The organism is Pontibacter diazotrophicus (genome assembly GCF_003367245.1).
Lineage (GTDB): Bacteria > Bacteroidota > Bacteroidia > Cytophagales > Hymenobacteraceae > Pontibacter > Pontibacter diazotrophicus.
Window position 1 is genome coordinate 1 of the sequence record NZ_QRGR01000052.1, and the last position, 20556, is coordinate 20556.

Sequence of the window (20556 nt, forward strand, 5' to 3'; positions counted from 1 at the left end):
TTCTAAGAAATTTATATGCTACCCAGATCAAGATGAGTGGAATTCCGACAAAGATAAAAGTCACGATAAGGATAGCTACTAAGTAAAATGAATCCATTCAGTTTGTTCTTCTACATTACACACAACGTTTAGTACAGGCTGCGAACGAGGCGCAGCCGAGAATGGAGCCTGTGCAGGGTTAGCAGATAGTTATTTTATAATACAGTAGTTATTTATTCTACTTCATTAGTGGAAGGCAAGCACTTAAGTTTAACGCCTGCACTATCATAAAAGCATTCGTTCAATTTGTGGCCTAAACTGTCATAGGTGACGATGCTGCCAAAGGGCTTCCTTTTCCTCATAGTACCTTCTCCCTTTTTAATGCCGTTCTTAAAGAACTTAGTAAATGGACCATCTAACAAACCATGTACATAGTTGGCCTTGAATTCAGGGTTCCCATTTCTATAATAGCTAATTGACTCGCCGTGGGGTTTCCCTTCAAATGCAGTACCCTTGTACTCGAGCGTTCCATCCTCATAAAACACTTTAGACACTCCATGTAGGAGACCATCTTTATAAAAGCTTACATTCTTCACCTTCCCATCCTCATAGTACTCCATAAACTTTCCATCACGCTTGCCATTAGCTACTTCTGAAACAACTCTGACCTGCCCATTCTCATACTTTATAGTTTCTGTTTTTTTTGAACTGCATGCTATAAATAATACTAAGAGAAACAAGTAGTAAAGTTTACCTCCGTTGAAGTTATCCCTATTTAGGTTTTTCAAAATATATCTTAAGTGTTGATAATCTTGTTCATTTGTTCTTAAAATTCCTGCTAACGTTTAGTACATAAAACGAGCGAGGCATAGCCGAAGCTTGGCTTATGTGCCGTGTTGGTAGAAGATGTTCTCTCTTTTCTTATAGTGAAGTAATGATAAAATATAAGCCCATTACGATTCCAAAAATCCCACCAGATATTAGTCGGGCATTTCCAATGTCAAGCCAGCTATCATCTTTGCTACTCCCTTCATACCTCATCAGTATCATTATTATACCTGCCAATACAAACACAATTCCCCATAAGAAGCTGTACCAATCCATTCTTTTATTAATTTGCTTAGAGCTTCAAAGTCTTATTATTGAGTTTTATTGATGCCTAACAATAGTTCTTATTTCTATAATTACCATTTACTACCAACGGCTTGGCTAAAGCACGCCATTAGGTGTGTTTTAGGTCTTGTTATATGCTGCTATTTTTAGCTTTTTTTAAATAATGATTCAAGAAGTATGTAGCTATTATTAAGTTAATGAGCATTAGAATCATGTATACCCATAACCTGTAAATCACAAATCCTTCTATCACGTCAAAAAGGGTAAAGTTCTGTTTGTAAACTACCACTTTTACAAATTCTACAAAGACTACTCCCACAAAGAGGCTTACCCAAAAAGAAACGATTGCGAGGACACTAAATAATAGGGTCTGTTTATTTCTTAATTCATTCTTGTAGACAGACAGCCAGTAATAAGTAGGCAACACAAAAAAGATTATTGATAAAATATGTGAAGTCAAATCTTCTGGCTTGGGAAAGTCTCCAATAATCAGGAACCCAACAATTACAGCTATGACTGTAACCATAATGTTAGCCGCTAATGCTTGGAAAACTTTATTCACAAATTCATAATTTTAGTTGCATATAACGTTACTTGTGTAGCAGAATGGCGCAGCGTCAGCAAGCCGTACTGCTAAACTTTGTTGTGCTTTGTTATTTTTCGTGTTTATTAGTCAACCCGTACAATATCAAGTCGTGATATTCTGATTGTTTAAAGACCTGCTCTTTTAACTCTCCTTCTTTGGTCATTCCACAATTTTCCATAACTCTCCCAGACGCAGGGTTTTTAGCTAAATGAGAAGAAGTTAATTTATTCAGTTTAAGCTTTTCAAATCCGTATTTAATTATTGATTTAGTTGCTTCTGTAGCCAAACCTTTTCCCCAATATGGTTCCGCAATCCAATATCCAATTTCCGCTCTATTATCTCTTCGTTCAACTTTTAGACCTATTCCACCAATAAATTCATTGTTTTCTTTTGTCCGTATCGCGAACGTATATTGACTCCCGTTCTCAAACCCTTTATTCGCAACACTTATCCAGTGAATGGCATCTTTTTCAGAATAGGGGAATGGGATATTTTGAGTAAAATCAGATATGTTTTTATTCGATGCATGTTTGACAATTTCATAAATATCATCTGATTTCAACTCGGTTAGAAACAACCTTTCAGTTTCAATTTTTGGAAAACCATTCATTTCGAGTGTTTTTTAATAGAGCACAACGGTTGGTACAGGCTAAGGCAAGGCGCAGCCGAGGCTTAAGCTTGTACTTTGTTAGCGGACGTGGTTCTTCTTTTCTTCCTGTACTTCTTTTTGTCCATCCAAACGCCTAATCCCAACATTAGTACTCCGCCAGCCATCCCCAAATATCCTGCTGTCTTCTCCTTACCTTGATATTCATCCTGTGCTAACAGCTGCTTTCCATCCTTTTCAATTTGAAGCGTATTTAGATTTGGTTTTTGAGAATCAGCAGAACGAATAAAGTATACACCGACATTGTCACCTATGCTTAGGTACTCGTCTAAGAAACCATAGTTTTGGCTCGGATTGTAGGTTGCAATAGTTTGGTTGAGACCTTCTATTTTGATGTAGAAAACATTAGACGTAACACTTCCTGCTCCAGAGATAGATGATTTGCTTGCAGTAATCCCTTTATCTATGATTCTACCAGAAAAGTAATCAGCTTCGGACAAGTCAACTGCTGAGTTTTGGAAGGCAAGAAAAGAAGTAAAAAAGCAAATAGATGCAAAGAAGATTGCTCCGAAGTAATTCTGGATTCTTTTAAGTGTTCGTGGGATTCTCATTTTACTTAATTATGAACGCTAACTATTGTGTAGCAGGATGTCTATTCCTGCTAGCTGCACTATGTGTGGTGTTGGTATACTTCATTTTCCTGATGCTTTTTTTCAGGAGTAAAGGGTTTCCCCTCATCACATATCTTGCAGAGCTAATATAGTGCATTTTTAAAGATTGTCAAGCGGACTCACAATTTTGTCTAAGGCATATCTGGTAACATGGGTGTAGATCTCCGTTGTTTTACTGTTCCTGTGGCCCAATAGTGCCTGTATGTAGCGCAAATCTGTGCCCTGCTCCAGCAGATGCGTGGCAAAAGAGTGGCGCAGCGTATGCGGTGTGGCTTTCGTTTTTACCCCGCCCTTTTGTCGGCAGGCCTGGAAAACGCTTCGTAGGCTGTCTGCGGTATACTGCCCTCCGTACTGTCCCTCAAACAGCCACACTTTAGGCTTGTAGGCTTTGTAATACGCCCTGAGGCTGAGCAGAAGCTTCTGCGAGAGCAGTGTGGTGCGGTCTTTCTTACCCTTGCCCCCACGTATCAGGAGCAGGTTCCTGTCTGACTGCACGTCCGTGAGCTTCAGATTGATCACCTCCCCTATCCTCAGCCCTGCGGCATAAAGCAGCTGCAGCATGCAGCGGTGTTTGAGGTTGTCAGTGGCCGACAGAATCTTTGCCACGTCCTGTCTGCTTAGCACTAAAGGCAGCCGGTCGGGTTTCTCGGGCCGCTCCACGTTGCCCAGCTGCACCTCGTGGCGCCCCAGCACCCGCTGGTAGTAAAACTTAACGGCGTTGATGCTCTGGTTTACGAAAGAGCAGGAGTAGGTGCCCGCCTGCACCATTCTCCTGTGGTATTGATTGATTTCCTCCCCGGTATAGGCTTGCACAGCCTCCATACCCCTTGCTTTGTGCGCGTTAAGGAAGCGCAACAGCAAACTGTGGTAGGTGCGGAGGGTATTCATGCTATAGTTGAGCAAAAAGAGCTTTTCCAGGTATGGTAGCGGACAGGTGATGTATGCAGCACCCTTTTCATAAGTTTGCTCCCAAAGCTGCCGCATCAGGGCCACATCCCTCACCTGCAGTTCCTGGTTGAGCCACAGCCAGCCTGCCCCCTGCAGCTCATCAGACAGCACCTTAATGCTGTGCCCGCCCGGATGCATCGCAAAGCACTTCAACTCCTTCTGCCAACGCGCCACCTTGCTCAGTAGCAGCCTGCTGTAAAGTTCCTGGCTGTACTTAAAGGTGATACCGATTACCGTGGCCCCTCCTTCCCCCAGCAGGGGCTGCAGCCGCACCACAGGCAGCTCATGCATTCGCTGCAAGGGCTCGCCCTGGGCTTTGCCGGCTAAAAGAGGCGTTTGCCGGTCAGGCCTAAGCCTTTTGGGGCGGTCAAGGTAGCGGGAGTCCACCCTGGCCAGCCCTTCGAAGTGGAGGTGCAGCAGCTCAATGCAGTGCTCAGAGCGGTGCATGACAAAACACTTATAAGTTTTGCTGTATTTGACCCAAGCCGCCTCCCTCAGCCTTTTGCCGATAAAGGGATTGGCCTTGTGCCAGATACGAATGTAACGCTTTCCCTCGTGCTCCAGGGCATTGAGGTACAGGACTGGGGCTGACGCATGGTGCTGATACATAGGCTTATGTTGCGTAAGCCCTAAAGTACGACCTTTCAAAGCCGTACCCGTGTTATTACTCGAGTATATCCGGATATACTCGAGTAATAACACGCATAAAGGAAGGGAGCAAAGGGCAGCCCGCCCTCCACCTAAGCGGCCATGGCTGCGGCAGGCAGCGCTTCCCTGCTTTCCTCTGCCTTCAGGTCCAGGATGTAGCTGGTGGAATTGCAATGTTTTACTGGAGATTTTTTCAGGCAGCCACTGCCTGGTTGTACAACAAGCTTTCATATTGGCAAGGCGTCAGGTATCCAAGCGCTGAATGCCTCCTTTTCCGGTTGTAGAAACCCTCGATGTACTCAAACACGGCCAGCTTCGCCTCTGCTATTGTGGCAAACTTGTGGTGGTACACCATTTCCGTTTTCATCGTCTTAAAGAAGCTCTCTGCCACCGCGTTGTCCCAGCAGTTGCCCTTGCGGCTCATACTTTGCAGCACTGGCATTCCCTCCAGCTGCTCTCTGAAGGCACCACAGGCGTACTGCACGCCCCGGTCAGAGTGGAACAAAAGGGAGTGGAACAGGGGCCTGTTTCTGATGGCCATCCGCCAGGCCGCCACGGTGGTCGCCTCCGCATCCATGGTCTCACTCAGCGCCCAGCCCACCACTTTCCTGTCCGCAAGGTCCAGCACCACCGTCAGGTAGAGCCAGCCTTCCCCGGTTCTGATGTAGGTTAATTCGGACACCCATTTCTCTGCCGGTCCCGCCGCATGGAAGTCCCTGTTCAGGTAGTTCTCAGCCACTGTGTATGCATGGCTGGAGTCAGTGGTCTGCACCCGGTACTTCTTCCGTACAATGCTCTGAATATGATGTTTCTGCATCACTCTGGCTACACGAGGACGGGACACGTTAATACCCCGTTCTTTGAGTTCCATGGCAATCCTGGGGCTGCCATAGCGGCACTTGCTCTGCTCATGGACCTGTTTAATCTGCTCCACGAGCTCCTGCTCCTTCCGCTCCCGCAGACTTACAGGATGTTGAAGCCAATAGTAATAGCCACTTGTACTGACCTTGAGCACCTGGCACATCCTCTCAACGGGAAACTGGGTTCGGTGCTCTTTCACGAATCCGTATACCGCCCGTCTCCCCTGGAGAAGATGCTCACCGCCTTTTTTAAGATATCGCGCTCCAACTGCGCCTCCTTCAGCTCCTTCTGCAGCCGCTTTATCTCCCTTTGCTCGTCTGTCATCCCTTCGGTGGGCCGGGCTAGTGGGCTGTCCTTCTGTCGCCACTTGCTCAACCGGCCGGGATCTATTCCCAGTTCCTCAGCTACCTCTTTTACCGAACCTCTGGCGTAGGAGAGGTCAATGGCCATCCGCTTGAAGGAGGCGTCAAATTCACGTCTGTTCATAGTAGTCAAATTTAAACCTTTATTTAAATCTGCCTATCAAAAGCCTCCAGTCAAAGGTAGCAAGTTCAGTGTCTTCCTGCGTGAGCACCTGGAGCAGGGGGGCTATGTCAAAGTTGCTCTTAGGAGCACGACTATTAGCTGCCAGCCTGTAAAAGGGCTTCTTTATTTCCGGGGGTGGTGTGGACTGTTCCATGGTTTCTATTTCCTGTTGGGGTATCTTTCTTTTAGTTCTGCCAGCCTGGCTTTGGCCTGCTCTTCTGTCCAGGTGAAGCGCACCAGGCAGATGTCAGCGGCTTCCCTGTTTGTCATCAGTCCTGCCTCCCGCAGCTTCAGGATGTTCTCCCAAATCAGCTGCTGTACCGCCTGCACCGGCACGGCTTCAGGCTTCTGGTACTGCCGGGTATCATTGAGTTTCATCGCCTCCAGGAACTCCCTTGCCCAGGCCTCATGTGTCTCCCGCTCTGCCTCTGTAAAGGCATCGCAGTAGATCCAGGCACCGTTGCGGTATATCTTCACCTCGCGCATCTTCACGCGCCCGGCTGTCTTGTAGGTCTTGAAGCCAACGGTGTACTTTGCTCCCTGTTGACTGTTTCCGTGCTGTGTGGAGGTAGTTCCCATAGAAATTGCTTAGAGGCTGTGACGGATAGTTAAAACCCTGCCCTGAAGGATGTGCGTCAGGTCCTGCACACGCCCGCGCTCGTCCGTAGACTGCAGCGTCCGGGCTCCCTTGCTGATGGCTACCTTCACCGCGCGCTGCCTGGTGGTGTAGTCGAGGCTGCTGGCCTTGCAGATGAGCTGCCCTTCTTTGGTTTGGAATGTTGCTTTCATGCTCTTAATATTAGGTATACCCAACATTTTCCATAAATAAAAAAGGCTGCTTGAATTGCCTTTCTTTATTATACGATAAAAGCATATAGAATGTTAGGCATACCCAACATTTAAACAAAAAAATTTTACTTCTTTTTCTTTTTTCCTTTGTACTCGATGGGGTAATCGTTTAGACGCGAAGGCGGAAACTTGTCAGTATCAATATACCGTTTGGTTGCGCCGTTCAATGTCTGCTCCTCCACAACCTCCAAAGCTCCTCTTTCAATACGTCCATAAATAGCGGAATCCGACACGCCGCAGAGTTGCGCGTATTTGTACGGTGTTACGAATCGAGGGTGTGCTTTGTCTGCCATTTGATGCGGTTTACGCAAAGCTATATAATATGTTAGGTGTACACAAGATATGTGTCAGCAATTGCTATATTTGACTTATCGCTTTCTTTCCCCTTTTGTAAATTTAAATTATAATTTTAAGGCATGATTAAAGTCAAACACCCACTCCCAAAATGCAATAAGTCACAGGAGGACATGCTGGCGCAGTCTCCTGAGACAGAGCGGCGCTTCCAGGAGCTTTTCTTCAGCTATGGCAACGCTGTCTACCGCTATCACCAGGAAGCGGCAGCGCACGAGCCTACGCACCAGGATTTCGAGGAGTGGTTGGAAGGCCTACCGCAGAACGTCTCCAGGGACATGGCCGCCAAGGGATTTGAATGGTGCCGGACAGTGCTCTCCTTCACCAGGTACGTTCAGGAAAAGAATGATGTGGGGCAGGAGGAGTACGTGCGCGGCCTGATGGGAGAGGAGGAGTTTGAGGAGTACAAAGCTATGAGAGAAGAATCTGCCAAGTAATGCTCCTCATCAGTTTAATGCTGATAATGATGTTAATTAACTTCATGATATGAATAAAGAAAATTTAGCAAAGCAGATGTATTCCAGGTATAGCGACAGCTTAGAGGGGTCGCAGGTAATGCCAGATTGGGAAGAGCTCTCTGAGGCGGAAAAGATTGCATGGGTGGCTGTCGCCCAGTATGTAATAATGGATATCAATCCTTAAGGGTTGACATTCTTCATTATCGTCATGATGTTAATTAACCTCATGAGCCAAAGTAAACTATGGATGTCAGTAGATTACTTTCAGTCCTGTAACTAATCTAAGTTCTTTCTTTCCCCTTTTGTAAAAAACACTGAAGCTATAATGCTGACACAGGAAAAACGAACCATAAAGGTGCCGCAGAGGCTGGGCCTTACGCTGCGCCAAATCGGAGAAGAGCTACAGATCACCAACCAAACGATACTTGCTAATATCAAGCGCGATCCCTCGCACCGTCTCTATCTAAAAGCCTTCAAGGTTGCCCCGAAGGAATACCGTGTGTACTGGGAAGACCTGGTGGATTTCATCAACCGCAATTACGTCGGGGCTGAAATCAAATTTACTTAGTAGAATAGAACTGGTAGACTTGTGCACCAACTCCTTGATGGCCGCCTTCCCAGATTATAAGTTTACCAAAGCCTAATGCAGGAAAGCTCTGCTAAAGACGGAAGCGAATATTTAATAAATGTGATACTCATCGTAACCCTATCTAGTATAGCAAAGTTATATATTTTGCTAAATAATACAGTCCCCTCAGATCACATCCCATACATAAAGTAGTTGAAGATGAAACGTAATTGGCCAATTAGTCTTATAATCTTAATTACCCTATTTACCAGTTGTGATGAAAAATCAGACACGCCTGTGCCGGTTATAACCCCGGCGCGCATTAATACCCCACCTTCAACATTCCAGGTAGAGGTAGTAAACAGAACAAAGAACACAGCCCTTCTTGAGTGGGTAAAGGCCATCGACCCCGATAAAGATAAAGTAGCTTACTCCGTTTTTCTGGAAGGCCGAAAGATAACTACAGATCTCGACTCAACCACATATATGGTCCAGGGACTTACACCTAAAACCGAATACGCCGGATATGTGCTGGCCTACGACACGCAGAAAGATTCCACGCGTTCTGATTTCACCTTCACAACAAAAAGCCCTTACACTACCTTCAGCAAATATTACCCTGTACCTGCAAGTAAGGAATCTGTTCGCAGCAGCTTTATTATTAAGACCTTTGACCAGGGCTATGTGATTACTGGAACCACCTATAGCCGCAGTATGGACCGATGGATTATGTTTGCAACAAAGATTGATTCTTTGGGTATCCAGCAATGGAACATTGCTCCTGAGCATGACATAGCGGGGGGGAAAGTCGCAGTAACGGAGACAGAGGACAGGGGACTGATATTGGCCGCAAAAAATATTGTGTTGAAGCTTAACGCTCAAGGTGATGTACTATGGGAGAAAACATTAGAGATTAAATGTGTGATCAATGCAGTAACAGAAACCAATGACAACAGCTTGTATGCTGTTGGTGTGATTGGCCCGGACAAGTCTGCGAGCAAAGACATAAAATCTCAAGCCATCTTAGTGAAACTGGATGCTGGTGGAACTCCGCTCTGGGAAAGAAGGTACGGAACCTCAGGCTATAATACTGTAGTGGACGTTGTGCAGTCTCCTTCTGGAGGGTTCATGCTGTTATGTGAAACAGGAACTTCTGACAACATGGATTTCTGCGTGATGAACACTGACGCTAAGGGAGAGATCCGGTGGCAGCGGACGTACGGGGACAGGCGATTTGACTTCGCCGCACAGTTGAAAGCCACATCAGACGGAGGATACGTTATGGCAGGAAGCAGCTGGGGCGCATATGATTTCAGTGAGATGCGCGCCATCAAAATTGATGCTGCTGGCAATGAGCTTTGGAACAGATCTTTTAACAACGGTTTCTCCTTTCAGGCGACAGCTATTGAAGTGACCCATGACGGAGGATATGCACTTACCGGTTACACAAAAACAAATTCGAATGACACCTTTCTTGTAATCTACAAACTGGATTCAAATGGCAGTAAAACATGGGAGCATTGGTACGGCCGTGGGATGGGTGGTAGCTTTGGCAGTGACCTGGTGCAGACACCGGACAAAGGTTACATGGTGGCCGGATACTCTTCGTTTGACAGCAAAAAACCTGTATGGGTGCTAAAGCTTGACCCAGAGGGGAATTATGACGATTGATACATTATTTGCTCTATTTTGAAAAAGCGTCGCTAATGAAATTCTGCGTCAACGATTCTGATTCAACTAAAGGACAGCTGTAAAAAGATAAAATACATTTTCCTACTTAACCTCATGCGTAACGCCATCTACATCCTTCTCGCGTTTCTCCCTTTGCTAACTTCCTGTGAGAGGGAAGATCCGGAGCCTGACCAGCCGAAGTACGAAATACCGCTGAACAAGAGTATTGTCAAAGACGTCACCCCTAACAGCGTCACATTCCAGTATAAAGTCTCCGCTGTCGAAGTTTCTGAAACCGGTGTTTATGTTTTGAAGGATTCCACGGCCCTAAATCCTGTCCATATCTCCGAGAATTTAAATGCAGCGGAATACAACGCCCAACACGATTTATATTCTGTTACCGTGACCGGGTTAGAGCCATACACTTCCTACTGGTATATAGTTAAAGTCGTGGATAGAGACGGAAATGTATCTTTCACCAAAGCAACATCCTTCAAAACCGATGGTTTTAACTTAACATGGCGGGAGGGCTTTTCACGAAAAATAAAGCTCAAGGGTCCTTCCTATGAAAGCCTTCATCTAACCGCTGAATACGCAGACACGGATCTAAGCCACTACACGATAAACTACAAAGGCACTGAGCTTACGCTCCTGCGAGTCATGAAAATTGAGGCGTCAGCTAACCAATACGACTTCACCATTCAAATCCCTGCAGATGTGTCTATCGGAGCAGGTACCTTCTCTGTGCATTATAAAAATAGAAAGATTTTTGAGGATGTATTAGTGGTAGAGCAGGGAGATATATACGAAGCGGTTAAAGTAGCTAAATATGAGCATGCACACGGTGACCATGCGTTCTTTGAATATAATGACAGAGTGCACATAATCTATCTCAATGGTAGATACCGACATGATATATGGAATCCGAAAACAAACCAGTGGGAAGAGAAACCGGTACCCGATGAGGTAACCCTGCAAAGAAACATGGAAGGGCTTGAGATTAACGGCAAAATCTATTTCACTGCTCTTTCCAAAAGGGGGTTTTATGAAAGCCAAACATACATCGGCTGCCAAGAACGCATATATGCCTATGACCCAAAAGACGACTCGTGGGAGTTCTACCCTCTATATACGTCCTCCAATAGCAGTGAATCGCTCAACCCCTATGGGTCCTTTGTCTATCAAAATAAGCTGTACTGCTTTGGGCAGCGGGTAAGGTATGTAGATGGAGTTAGTCAGGAAAAACAGTTACTTCAGGTTTTCAACCCAGCTGACAAAAGTTGGGAGGTAGTGATGGAACTGCATGGAACTGCCTGGGGCTATAAAGGAATCGTCATTGATGGTAGAATATATATTGTGGCTGCGGAAGAAAAGGAACACTACTCAGCCACAGTTGAATTCAAGCACGAGCTTTCCGAATTAAATTTGGTATCAAAGACTCTGGTGAAAAAGGCTCCCTTAGTATTCAATGATGATGAAAAAGGCTCTTTGGAACCCAATCTGTTTGAATACAGGGGACACCTGTTTGTTTTCGGGGGAAAAAGCAGTGTTGGTTATTATGGAGCAGGAATTACTGATTTGTATGAATATGCTCCAGAATCTGATTCATGGACACAACTGCATGCTTTAGATACGCAACTCCCCTGTCAATCCGGTTTCTGCTATGTTATTGACAACAGTATTTATATGGGCCTTGGCTTAAACTCATCGTTGTACCGGTCCAATGATATCTACGAACTAAAGTTAAGCAATTAGTCACTCTCCAAAATGATAAATTAAGCTTACAGTCTGCTCTCTGATAAATTAGCATAATTTGGCGGAGTGCTGGACGGTGGAGCAAAGCTTGCCGGGGAGGGCTTATTGCTTAAAATGAGAATATAACTTATCCACGTTTTAACAAGTTGTTCACACAGTTGTGAACAATTATTGTTACATTTGCGTTATAGATGGAGATAATATTTAGTAATGAAGAGCTTGAAACTCTTTATGAAGGGAAGAAAGTAAAGAACAAAGAATTCATGTCGAATCCTCAGCTCATCAAGCAGTTCAAAAAGACTGTAGACAAGCTGAGGGCGGTAACACGGATAGAGCACCTGCAGCAGTTCACCAGCTTAAACTATCATAAACTCAAGGGAGACAGAATCGGGCACAGCACGGTATATGTCAACAAGCAGTACCGCATTATCTTCTCTGAAATAGCGGATGAAAACCCGCCTCATGAGATAAGGCTCCTAGCCCTTGAAGAGTTGAGCAAGCATTACGAATAGAATTCCATGAGCATGAAGATGAATATAAACGAACTTACTCCAGCGCTGGCCATACACCCAGGGGAGCATTTGTTAGACGAACTTGAGGCAAGAGAGACATCCCAGCAGGATTTTGCCTCTATGATCGGCATGAAGCGGTCACAATTAAACGAAATCATCAAAGGGAAAAGAGGAATAAATACAGAAACTGCCCTGTACATCGGCAAGGCCCTGGGCATGGAGCCGGAGATTTGGCTCAACCTACAGAAGAACTACGAGGCAGACCTGATAAAACTGGACCCTAAGGTGCAGGAAAGGCTTAACAGCGTAGAGGAATGGCAGCAGCACGTGGTACCCAACGTACCTGTTCGCTTCCTGAAGAAGCACGCACAGCTGTCAGGCGACCCCGTGATAGATCTGCCATGGGTAAAAATGCTGTACGGCGTTAAGTCTTCCAGCGGCATTGCCTCTGTAAAGTCAAAGAGCAGCTATATGTTCAGGCAGTCCACAAAGCTCAAAGTAGACCAGGCCAATGTCGCTGCGTGGGTAAAACTGGTAGAGCACAAAGCTAAGGGCCAAACTGTAGGCTCCTTTGACCGCAACAACAAAGAGGCCCTGCTACAGAAATTGAAGGAGGTTTTCTCCAACAACACCAACTGCAAGGAAGAAGCCCGCAAGGTTTTGGCTGAGGCCGGCATCAAGCTTGTCTATCAGGAAAAGCCCGAGTTTACACCTGTGGATGGTTTTACTTTCTGGAGCGTGGATAACCCTGCCATCGGCATGACGCTGCGCTACAACAAAATAGACAACTTCGCCTTTACCCTCCTTCATGAGCTGGGGCATGTGTACCTTCACTTAAGGGATTATGATGAGGAGGAGATCATCTCCTGGGAGTCAAATGATGAAGAATACAGGGGATCTGGCAGGGAGCGGGATGCGGATGCTTTCGCGCAGGACAACCTTATAGACAGGGGGATTTGGGATGCTTTTGTGAACTCCCAGACACGCTTCCCTGATGAGGCAATCAGAGGATTCGCTCAACAGGTCAATATCCACCCTGCGATAGTGAGGGGAAGGCTGTGTCACCAGTTTGACCTTTACAGGACAAAGACCACCATCGACCACAAGATACATTAAACCTAAAGCGGCCACACCAGCCGCTTTTTTATTAGGCTCCCTTTTCTATCTATAGCCACCTACTACCAGGTGGCTATTGTCTTTGCCTGTTCTCAAACACTTCTCTTCTAAAATACATGTTTATATATCTTGTTATTACTATATAATATTTAACTTGTGCTTGAACATTTCCAACTATTCAAGACAAACACTTATGTCAAACATTTTCTCTTTCAGCGGAAGAATCCGCAGGACTGAGTACGCCGTTACTCAAATCATTCTCTCATTCGTCGGAGGCATCATCTTCTTTGTATTTGGTGTTTCACTTTTTGCCGGTGAATCTGCGGCGGCCGGTGCAATTGTCTTTCTTTTTGTTGCCATGCTCTTCATAAGCTGGGTAAGTCTTGCTTCTGGCGCCAAAAGATGCCATGACCGCGGAAACTCAGGCTTCTTTCAACTTATCCCCTTTTACGGGCTGTGGATGCTGTTCGGTGATGGAGACCATGGACGCAACATTTACGGAAACGACCCTAAGGGCCGCATGAGCCAGGCTGACTTGTTTGGGACCACCGCTTCTGCTCAGGCTCCTTTAACGTACTAAGTAGACACTACTTCTCTAAAGCCACCTACTACCAGGTGGCTTTTTTACTATTCAATAATTCTCCTTTTTACCTGGTCTTTACCCCGTGCCTAATCAAAAGCTCTTCCAGCTTCTCAGTTTTCTCTCGCTCTGCCCGCAGCTTTTCTCTCACATGCTCTAGTTTCTCCTTCTCTACCTTAAGCTTTTCCTGCTCCTCCTCTAGTAGCGGCCAGCAATCTACTTTATCCTGCTCCTCTATAACTAGCATGTCCCCACTGCCTCTTAGCAGCCAGTTCAGGTCCAGGTCAGGGAAGAGCATCGCAAATTCTATCATCTTTTCCATAGGGGGCATCGCCTTGTTGTGCTCAATCATTGATATCTGCGTTTTCAGAACCCGCATTTTTCCCCCCACGTCCTCTCCTGTGAGCTTCCTGCTTTTACGGAACGCCTTGAACCTGCCGCCAAAAGTATTTATATCATCCATATATAGATTTTTTAGCTTACATAGCATAAAGTACGCCTTCACTTTCGGAAAGGGTTTGAAAGAACCCCCACCACCAAGTGGCTATTATATTTCTGCTTGGAGGGCTATTATTAGTTTTGTTATATATAGAAATTTCCTTATGATTATACCCTCTACTAAAACCGAAAACAAACTTACCCCCATGAGAAAACTTTACCTGCTGACTCTTCTGCTTACCCTTGCCCTGACATCCTGTAAGGAGGCTGAAGGCCCTGCCCCTCAGCCCGAACTTAAGTTGCCAGCTGTGACATTCAACTTCAGGTATGACCTCGTGCCATACGAAGCCGAAGAATTTGAGCTCATTGTGTCTCAGAAGGACGGCAAGGTGCTGCTTGACACGCTGATTGCCCCAAGAGTGCGCCATGAGCTTGTGGTGGAGTCCGAGGAAACCAAGTTTGACGTCACCACCATCTATCTGGACCCTACCTCTAAGAAGTACTCCATGCGGACTTATGTCCAGGTAAACCCCCACAACTGGCATGTCACAGATTACTTTGGTTTTTATACTGGAGGCGCATCAGAGGCTTGCGAAATAAAGTTTACCAACGTTCCTCCCCCGGTCGTCTCCTCCTATCATTTGTTTAAAGGAAAGAATCCCGGCGGTCAGACTTCCAACGGTTGGGACGACGAGGGAAACCTAGTAATAGGCTACAACAGGTTCCTGCCAGCTGACACGGTGTACTTGCTGATGACGCAGGTGGGCAAGTACATATTTGCCCCAGTGACATCCGAATTAACAGAGATTGACTTTTCAGAGGCAAAGCCAGTCGTAGAACACAGACTTAACGTTCCTGCCGGCATGGCCTGGCAAGGGTATAGTTTGGATGGGTACCTCAGCAAAGGAAACTATATCCATGGGCTGCTTATCGACTTCGGATTGGGTGAAGAGGTGCAGTACCCCTCAACACTCATTGAGGAGTACCTGCTGACCGTTGATTACTATGATGCGGAAGGCTGCTGGCACAAATACCACCACATCGGGGAATCTGTGCCTACGGACCTTGGCTATTTGACCGAATCTGATTTTGCCATCGCGAAGGCGGAGTTCAACGACTTCCAGATCCGGTTCAAGGAAGACATGCCGACTTCCTACTATATGGAGTGGGGCTCCGAGGAACTCAAGGTAAACTGGCGCATCTACCTTGCACCGGAGCAGACTACCTTCAAACCGCAGGACTATCTGCAAAGCCTGAGCGTCGGGTACTTGAAAGGGATGGACCTATCGGGGTTCACTCTCAAGGACCTTACCTCCTACCAAGCTGATAAGACCAAGAACTACACATTCCAGTCCTTGCATGATTACCTCAACAATCCTGAAGCTGTCTTGAAGCATGAGATGAGGCAGTACCGCACCATACAAAAGATATTCAGATAAGCATCAACGGAAAAGCCACCTACTACCAGGTGGCTTTTCCTTCTGTTGTATAGGGTAACAAGGCTACCTCACATAAACAGGTCTTATCTCCCCGTTCTTATCATAATAAAAGCGGCCCGGCTCTAACAGGTAGCCCTGTACCAATGCCTTACCAAGCGCTTTGCTTATGGTTTCTGTAACGCTGTGGCAGCCAACAGCAGCCCCCCTGAGGATTTGCTCCTCACTCATGCCTGTCATTTCTTTTAGCTTTGCCATTGAGGAGCCTTCTTGCCTTAACACTTCGTCTAGGCGCCGCTTAGCCGATTTATCAAATATGGAATTGTACATTTTAAGCTTTTGTTGGATTAGGGGCAGTGAAAGTACAAACCTAACCCTCTAGCCCTTATTTCCTAACCACTAGGTGAAAATTTAATAATGGCAGGAGTCTGTCGTTTCATTTAATGATGAAACTGAAGAAAATATGCTCCAGCTGATGGGCACAGGGTGGCGCCTGCTTTGCGCGGGCGGGATAGCCACTGTTCTGACAGCTGTGGAATGGAGAGCAGCGCAATGGAACAGATGACTGAACTGTGGCCAGCGCACCTCTCTCTGACAGATGAGCATAATTTGGCTGAGTGCTGGACGGTGGGGCAAAGCTTGCCGGGGTGGGATTGTTTGACAGGTCTGCACATATTCTACAGCATGCGCTGCTGGCGCCTAAGTGTCTCCTTCGATACAATCATTTAACTGTTCTTATAGACGTTATTGGCTACAAAAGGGAAGAGGAAGTAGGAGTAATCAGTAATGCGGCACCACGTGGAGGAAGATAGACTTACCTGACAGGCAGGGGAGTAGCGTTCTTCAAATGTTCGTACATCCTAAAAGCTGTTGCAGGCTTTAGTGGCAATCTATGTCCCGTCAATTTTGCCAGTGCCGGCTCTCCGTATTACTTTTACCTTATGCCGCTACACATTAACATAGAGGACCTGCTGCACCACCGCTCCGTGGAGTCAGACCGAATAGAGTTCAAGCAAGGGTGGAATCCAGATGCTATCTACCGGTCCATCTGCGCCTTCGCCAATGATTTCGATAACATGGGTGGGGGCTATATTATTATAGGTATAGTAGAAGAAAACGGAATAGCTAAACGACCGGTAAAAGGACTCTCTGCCACGGAAGTCGCTGAGATACAGAAAAAGATGATCGGCTTTAATAACCTCCTTCGGCCCCTGTACAGCCCAAAAGTCTTCCTGGAGGAGGTGGACGGGCAGCAGATTCTGGTTATCTGGGTGCCGGGCGGTTCAAACCGCCCCTATGAGGTGCCGGAGCAGATTACATCCAGCCAGAAAAGGTACTTTTACTACGTCCGCCGTTATGCCAACTCTGTCAAGGCGGATCAGGAGACGCAGCAGGAGCTGATTAGCCTGGCCAACCAGGTGCCTTTCGATGACCGCCCCAACACGCAGGCGAGCCTGGAGGACGTGTCCATGGTGCTGGTGCAGGACCACTTACGCAAAGTGGAGAGCAGGCTGCTCGAGTGGACAGAGCAGCGCAGCAAAGCCCAGGTGCTGGAGCAAATGCTGCTGGTGGAGGGCCCTGTAGAGCACCGCTTTCCCCGGAACGTAGCTCTCATGCTCTTCAACGAGCACCCGGAGAAGTTTTTCCCGGCCACTTGGGTGGATGTGGTGTATTTCCCGAAGGGGGAGGGGCACTCCGAGTTTACAGAATTCCCCCGGATCACCGGTCCCGTTCCTGCTATGATCCGGAAGACACTGGACCTCCTGCAAACTAACTTCCTGAAGGAGAAGGTCACCAAGCAGCAGGGCAGGGCGGAGGTTGTGCGCGTATGGAATTACCCCTACGCGGCCCTGGAGGAGGCCGTGGCCAATGCCCTTTACCACCGGGACTACCTGGTTCGGGAACAGGTGGAGATCCGGGTGACGCCCGCGTCCATTGTGCTGCTGAATTACGGCGGACCGGACCGCTCTATCCGGCAGGAAGACCTTCATAGCGGCCGCATCAGGCCCCGGCGCTACCGCAACCGCCGTTTGGGTGACTTCCTCAAGGAGCTGGACCTGACGGAAGGCAGAGCCACCGGTATTCCTACTATCAAGCGGGTGCTGGAGAGCATCGGTTCCCCTGCGCCTGCTTTTAGAACAGACGATGACCGCACCTTCTTTGAGGTAGAGATTTTCTGCCATCCGGCATTCCTGTCCGATAGCTTAGACAGTAGTGACCAAGCTAGTGACCAAGCTAGTGACCAAGCTGGTGACCAGATGAAGGAGTTGTTCACACGGTTAAGCGTGGAGCACCTGAAGGTGCTGGCTTATGCAACTAAACCGATGAAGCGCACAGAAATATTGGAACAAGGCTTGGGCATGACCAACCACACTAAAAACGTGAGACGCTACATTGATCCTTTATTGGAAGAGGGCTTGTTAGATCGCACTATCAAAGACCGGCCCAACAGCCCTTTGCAGCAATATGTAACAACAGGGAAGGGACAGGAAGTGCTTGATTATCAGTCAAAGCAGCAACCCTATTTAACATAAGGTTAATTATAAGACACATATATAGCTATAATCAACGACGGTTAATTTATAACAACCTGTGTTCTGCCTCTTTTGTTTTTTCCAAACAATTAAATACAAGCTTGTAAAATTCAGGGTGCGACTGCCATGTTTTCCCGGTAATAATTTTTCCGTCCTGAACGGCCTGTTCCGCGGTCACATAAATCCCACCGCATGATTCAACTTCAAATTTTACATGCTCATAACAAGCGATTTTTCGTCCATCTACCAGGCCAGCGGTTACCAATATCTGAACGCCATGGCAAATAGCAAAAATATATTTGTCGCTGTTATAAAACGCTTTAACAATGTTTATTACCCGTTGATCATTGCGTAAAAATTCGGGTGCCCTGCCGCCAGGAATAAGAAGGGAATGGTAGTCACCAGGATTTACATCATCAAACGCAAGGTCAGATTCTATAAGGTAACCGGGACGTTCTATATAGGTATCCCAACCCGGTTCAAAATCGTGCATCACCAGGTTCATTCGCTTTACGGCAGGTGCTGCAATTACAGGTTGGTATCCGGCCTCCAACAGGCGGTGCGATGCATACAAAATTTCAAAACTTTCACCTGCATCACCGGTTATAATAAGAATCTTTCTACTGTAATTCATAAAACTGATTTAGGATAATAAATATAATAATTTACATGCTAATATAAGGCTCTCGCCTCTGACTGCAAAGCCCCCAAGTACATCGCTGTATCAAAGTCAAAAGCCGCGCTGCAGGCCGAACCAGTGGGACAGGTTCACAGAGGGCCGCTGCTCATAGAAGGTAAAGTCTCCTGCTGCCGGTACTCGTGTAAACAGCGGCGGAGGTCGTCGGCCGAAGATGCCGTTTTACAAAATGTTAGCGGTTCAGTCTTGTTTCCTCAATTTGCGTTTAATCAAAAATGCCATTATTTCCTGTCAATATAAGTGGCTCACCATCGGTTACAACAATTGTATGTTCGTGTTGAGCCATATAACCTCCCTTATTTCCAATCAATGTCCATCCATCATTCAACTCTTTAGTATAAGTTGATGTGGTTGAAATAAATGTTTCGATAGCGACTACTGAATTCTTCTTGAATCTTCTTTGGTCAAATCTGTTCCTGAAATTAAGTAATTCATCAGGTTGTTCATGCAGACTTCTGCCAATTCCGTGACCGCCAAGATTTTTGATTACTCTGTCACCTCTCTTTTTAGCTTCTGTTTCTATTAAATTACCGATTTCTGATATTCTCACACCTCCTTTGATATTATTAATGGCCTTTCGCAGTATCTCTTTTGATGCGTCAACCAATTTTTGATGATGGTTAATGTCATTGCCAATAACAAACGAACTTCCATTGTCGGCCCAAAAACCATCAAGTTCGGCAGAAACATCAATGTTTATCAAATCACCCTCTTTTAAAACCCGCTTATTTGACGGAATGCCGTGGCAAAATTCATTGTCAACACTTATACAGGTGCAACCCGGGAAACCATAAGTAAGATGGGGTGCTGATTGCGCGCCAAATTCAGAAAGAAGTCTTGCTCCATAATCATCCAGTTCTTTCGTCGTCATTCCGGGTTGAGCATAATTCCTCATTTCGTTTAGGGCATATGCAACCGCTTCGCTTACCCTTTGCATTCCTACTAATTCATATTCTTTTGTTATTGACATATCACCTTGTTCTTTATCATAATTTTTTTTGCCTGACGGCCGCTTGCATGCGGAGCCTGAAGCGTAGCGAAGGTTGAGCATGCATTGTGTTGGCAAACGTGATTCTTATTTTATCAGCTTAAAGTAGGTAATGAAGTTAATTGAGTAATAGACTAAAAACATTGCAACTCCTAATCCTATACTTTCAATTACATCTTTGATTCCTAAGCGCATATCGCCAAAAAATATTCCGAAAAAAAGTCCTGTTGAGAGACTAAACACAAGCCAAGTATAAACAAGATTCTGCTTATTTAAACTGCCCTGTTTTGTCAGGTAACTGAAAACAGGCTTTACCAGAATAAATTGTATTGAAGCGAAAGCTGCAAAAAACAGAATAAGGAGAACAATGTCTGAAATCATGAATTCAGCAAGTTCTTTCAATTCTTCATCATAGCTTTCATTCCTAACTCTGTGAATAAAACTTTCAAGTTTCAATAGCCCGTAAATCACAAGCGTGCCGACTATACAGGCAAGTATATGTGAGATAATCTTACTTTTCATGCTTTACATCTTTGCCAACGTGTTTGGCTAAGGCACGCCTTCAGGTGTGGTTTAGGTTTTGTTGTGTGAAGAGTTTTACCATTTATTAGAGTTGACAATTATTGTTCTGCCGTCATCCATAAATAGTATTTCAAAACTCTTGA

24 protein-coding genes are annotated in these 20556 nt (G+C 46.0%); 10 read left to right on the forward strand and 14 right to left on the reverse strand.

Annotated features, from left to right (window positions below; all coding sequences use genetic code 11):
• Positions 1 to 212: 212 nt before the first annotated feature.
• The 9 genes from DXT99_RS25800 to DXT99_RS25845 form a co-directional block, all read right to left on the reverse strand.
• Positions 213 to 767, reverse strand: coding sequence for a toxin-antitoxin system YwqK family antitoxin (locus DXT99_RS25800; RefSeq protein ID WP_115568487.1), 555 nt, complete (start codon positions 765 to 767; stop codon positions 213 to 215).
• A gap of 978 nt (positions 768 to 1745) precedes the next feature.
• A complete protein-coding gene (locus tag DXT99_RS25815) occupies positions 1746 to 2288 on the reverse strand; it encodes a GNAT family N-acetyltransferase (RefSeq protein WP_115568490.1) in 543 nt (180 codons plus the stop codon).
• Positions 2289 to 2350: 62 nt separating this feature from the next.
• On the reverse strand, positions 2351 to 2896 hold the full coding sequence (locus DXT99_RS25820; protein ID WP_115568491.1) for a hypothetical protein: 546 nt from the start codon (positions 2894 to 2896) through the stop codon (positions 2351 to 2353).
• A gap of 159 nt (positions 2897 to 3055) precedes the next feature.
• A complete protein-coding gene (locus tag DXT99_RS25825) occupies positions 3056 to 4513 on the reverse strand; it encodes a tyrosine-type recombinase/integrase (RefSeq protein ID WP_246001055.1) in 1458 nt (485 codons plus the stop codon).
• A gap of 232 nt (positions 4514 to 4745) precedes the next feature.
• Positions 4746 to 5899 (reverse strand): IS3 family transposase gene (locus tag DXT99_RS25830; RefSeq protein WP_115568492.1). Its coding sequence is split into 2 segments (ribosomal slippage): positions 4746 to 5668 and positions 5668 to 5899, totalling 1155 coding nucleotides; the frame shifts between segments, so codons are not numbered across the junction.
• Positions 5900 to 5918: 19 nt separating this feature from the next.
• Positions 5919 to 6092, reverse strand: coding sequence for a hypothetical protein (locus DXT99_RS27270; RefSeq protein WP_181885273.1), 174 nt, complete (start codon positions 6090 to 6092; stop codon positions 5919 to 5921).
• Between the two features lie 5 nt (positions 6093 to 6097).
• Positions 6098 to 6517 (reverse strand): hypothetical protein, encoded by a 420-nt coding sequence (locus tag DXT99_RS25835; protein WP_115568493.1) that lies wholly within the window; start codon positions 6515 to 6517, stop codon positions 6098 to 6100.
• Positions 6518 to 6526: 9 nt separating this feature from the next.
• Complete coding sequence (locus DXT99_RS25840; protein ID WP_147294316.1) at positions 6527 to 6727, reverse strand: hypothetical protein; 201 nt, start codon at positions 6725 to 6727, stop codon at positions 6527 to 6529.
• A 125-nt stretch (positions 6728 to 6852) separates the two neighbouring features.
• Positions 6853 to 7098 carry a hypothetical protein gene (locus DXT99_RS25845; RefSeq protein WP_147294317.1) on the reverse strand — a complete coding sequence of 82 codons (246 nt, stop codon included), beginning with the start codon at positions 7096 to 7098 and terminating at the stop codon, positions 6853 to 6855.
• 105 nt (positions 7099 to 7203) lie between these two features.
• Here DXT99_RS25845 and DXT99_RS25850 point away from each other — a divergent pair, with 105 nt between their 5' ends.
• The 8 genes from DXT99_RS25850 to DXT99_RS25880 all read left to right on the forward strand — a co-directional run bounded on the left by DXT99_RS25850 (position 7204) and on the right by DXT99_RS25880 (position 13798).
• The gene (locus DXT99_RS25850) at positions 7204 to 7575 is read left to right on the forward strand and encodes a hypothetical protein (RefSeq protein ID WP_147294318.1); all 372 of its coding nucleotides are present in this window, start codon (positions 7204 to 7206) and stop codon (positions 7573 to 7575) included.
• A gap of 49 nt (positions 7576 to 7624) precedes the next feature.
• Complete coding sequence (locus DXT99_RS27275; RefSeq protein WP_181885274.1) at positions 7625 to 7780, forward strand: hypothetical protein; 156 nt, start codon at positions 7625 to 7627, stop codon at positions 7778 to 7780.
• Between the two features lie 171 nt (positions 7781 to 7951).
• Positions 7952 to 8164 carry a hypothetical protein gene (locus DXT99_RS25855; protein ID WP_147294319.1) on the forward strand — a complete coding sequence of 71 codons (213 nt, stop codon included), beginning with the start codon at positions 7952 to 7954 and terminating at the stop codon, positions 8162 to 8164.
• Positions 8165 to 8383: 219 nt separating this feature from the next.
• Positions 8384 to 9835 carry a fibronectin type III domain-containing protein gene (locus tag DXT99_RS25860; RefSeq protein ID WP_181885275.1) on the forward strand — a complete coding sequence of 484 codons (1452 nt, stop codon included), beginning with the start codon at positions 8384 to 8386 and terminating at the stop codon, positions 9833 to 9835.
• 114 nt (positions 9836 to 9949) lie between these two features.
• A complete protein-coding gene (locus tag DXT99_RS25865; RefSeq protein WP_115568499.1) occupies positions 9950 to 11590 on the forward strand; it encodes a fibronectin type III domain-containing protein in 1641 nt (546 codons plus the stop codon).
• 191 nt (positions 11591 to 11781) lie between these two features.
• The gene (locus tag DXT99_RS25870) at positions 11782 to 12102 is read left to right on the forward strand and encodes a type II toxin-antitoxin system RelE/ParE family toxin (RefSeq protein WP_115568500.1); all 321 of its coding nucleotides are present in this window, start codon (positions 11782 to 11784) and stop codon (positions 12100 to 12102) included.
• A gap of 12 nt (positions 12103 to 12114) precedes the next feature.
• Complete coding sequence (locus DXT99_RS25875) at positions 12115 to 13218, forward strand: HigA family addiction module antitoxin (RefSeq protein ID WP_181885276.1); 1104 nt, start codon at positions 12115 to 12117, stop codon at positions 13216 to 13218.
• Between the two features lie 193 nt (positions 13219 to 13411).
• Positions 13412 to 13798 carry a DUF805 domain-containing protein gene (locus DXT99_RS25880; protein WP_115568502.1) on the forward strand — a complete coding sequence of 129 codons (387 nt, stop codon included), beginning with the start codon at positions 13412 to 13414 and terminating at the stop codon, positions 13796 to 13798.
• A gap of 67 nt (positions 13799 to 13865) precedes the next feature.
• Here the strand turns inward: DXT99_RS25880 and DXT99_RS25885 are convergent, their stop codons facing one another.
• A complete protein-coding gene (locus DXT99_RS25885) occupies positions 13866 to 14261 on the reverse strand; it encodes a helix-turn-helix domain-containing protein (RefSeq protein WP_181885277.1) in 396 nt (131 codons plus the stop codon).
• Between the two features lie 181 nt (positions 14262 to 14442).
• Here DXT99_RS25885 and DXT99_RS25890 point away from each other — a divergent pair, with 181 nt between their 5' ends.
• A complete protein-coding gene (locus DXT99_RS25890) occupies positions 14443 to 15675 on the forward strand; it encodes a hypothetical protein (RefSeq protein WP_115568504.1) in 1233 nt (410 codons plus the stop codon).
• A 63-nt stretch (positions 15676 to 15738) separates the two neighbouring features.
• Here the strand turns inward: DXT99_RS25890 and DXT99_RS25895 are convergent, their stop codons facing one another.
• Positions 15739 to 15930 carry a hypothetical protein gene (locus DXT99_RS25895; protein ID WP_147294321.1) on the reverse strand — a complete coding sequence of 64 codons (192 nt, stop codon included), beginning with the start codon at positions 15928 to 15930 and terminating at the stop codon, positions 15739 to 15741.
• 683 nt (positions 15931 to 16613) lie between these two features.
• On the opposite strand from DXT99_RS25895, the gene DXT99_RS25900 reads away from it, so the two are divergent.
• Positions 16614 to 18206 carry an RNA-binding domain-containing protein gene (locus tag DXT99_RS25900; RefSeq protein ID WP_115568506.1) on the forward strand — a complete coding sequence of 531 codons (1593 nt, stop codon included), beginning with the start codon at positions 16614 to 16616 and terminating at the stop codon, positions 18204 to 18206.
• A gap of 46 nt (positions 18207 to 18252) precedes the next feature.
• Here the strand turns inward: DXT99_RS25900 and DXT99_RS25905 are convergent, their stop codons facing one another.
• The 3 genes from DXT99_RS25905 to DXT99_RS25915 all read right to left on the reverse strand — a co-directional run bounded on the left by DXT99_RS25905 (position 18253) and on the right by DXT99_RS25915 (position 20413).
• Positions 18253 to 18840, reverse strand: a complete 588-nt coding sequence (locus DXT99_RS25905; RefSeq protein WP_115568507.1) for a DJ-1/PfpI family protein — start codon at positions 18838 to 18840, stop codon at positions 18253 to 18255.
• A 268-nt stretch (positions 18841 to 19108) separates the two neighbouring features.
• The gene (map, locus tag DXT99_RS25910; protein WP_115568510.1) at positions 19109 to 19873 is read right to left on the reverse strand and encodes a type I methionyl aminopeptidase; all 765 of its coding nucleotides are present in this window, start codon (positions 19871 to 19873) and stop codon (positions 19109 to 19111) included.
• 105 nt (positions 19874 to 19978) lie between these two features.
• Positions 19979 to 20413, reverse strand: a complete 435-nt coding sequence (locus DXT99_RS25915) for a hypothetical protein (RefSeq protein WP_115568508.1) — start codon at positions 20411 to 20413, stop codon at positions 19979 to 19981.
• Between the last annotated feature and the right edge of the window lie 143 nt (positions 20414 to 20556).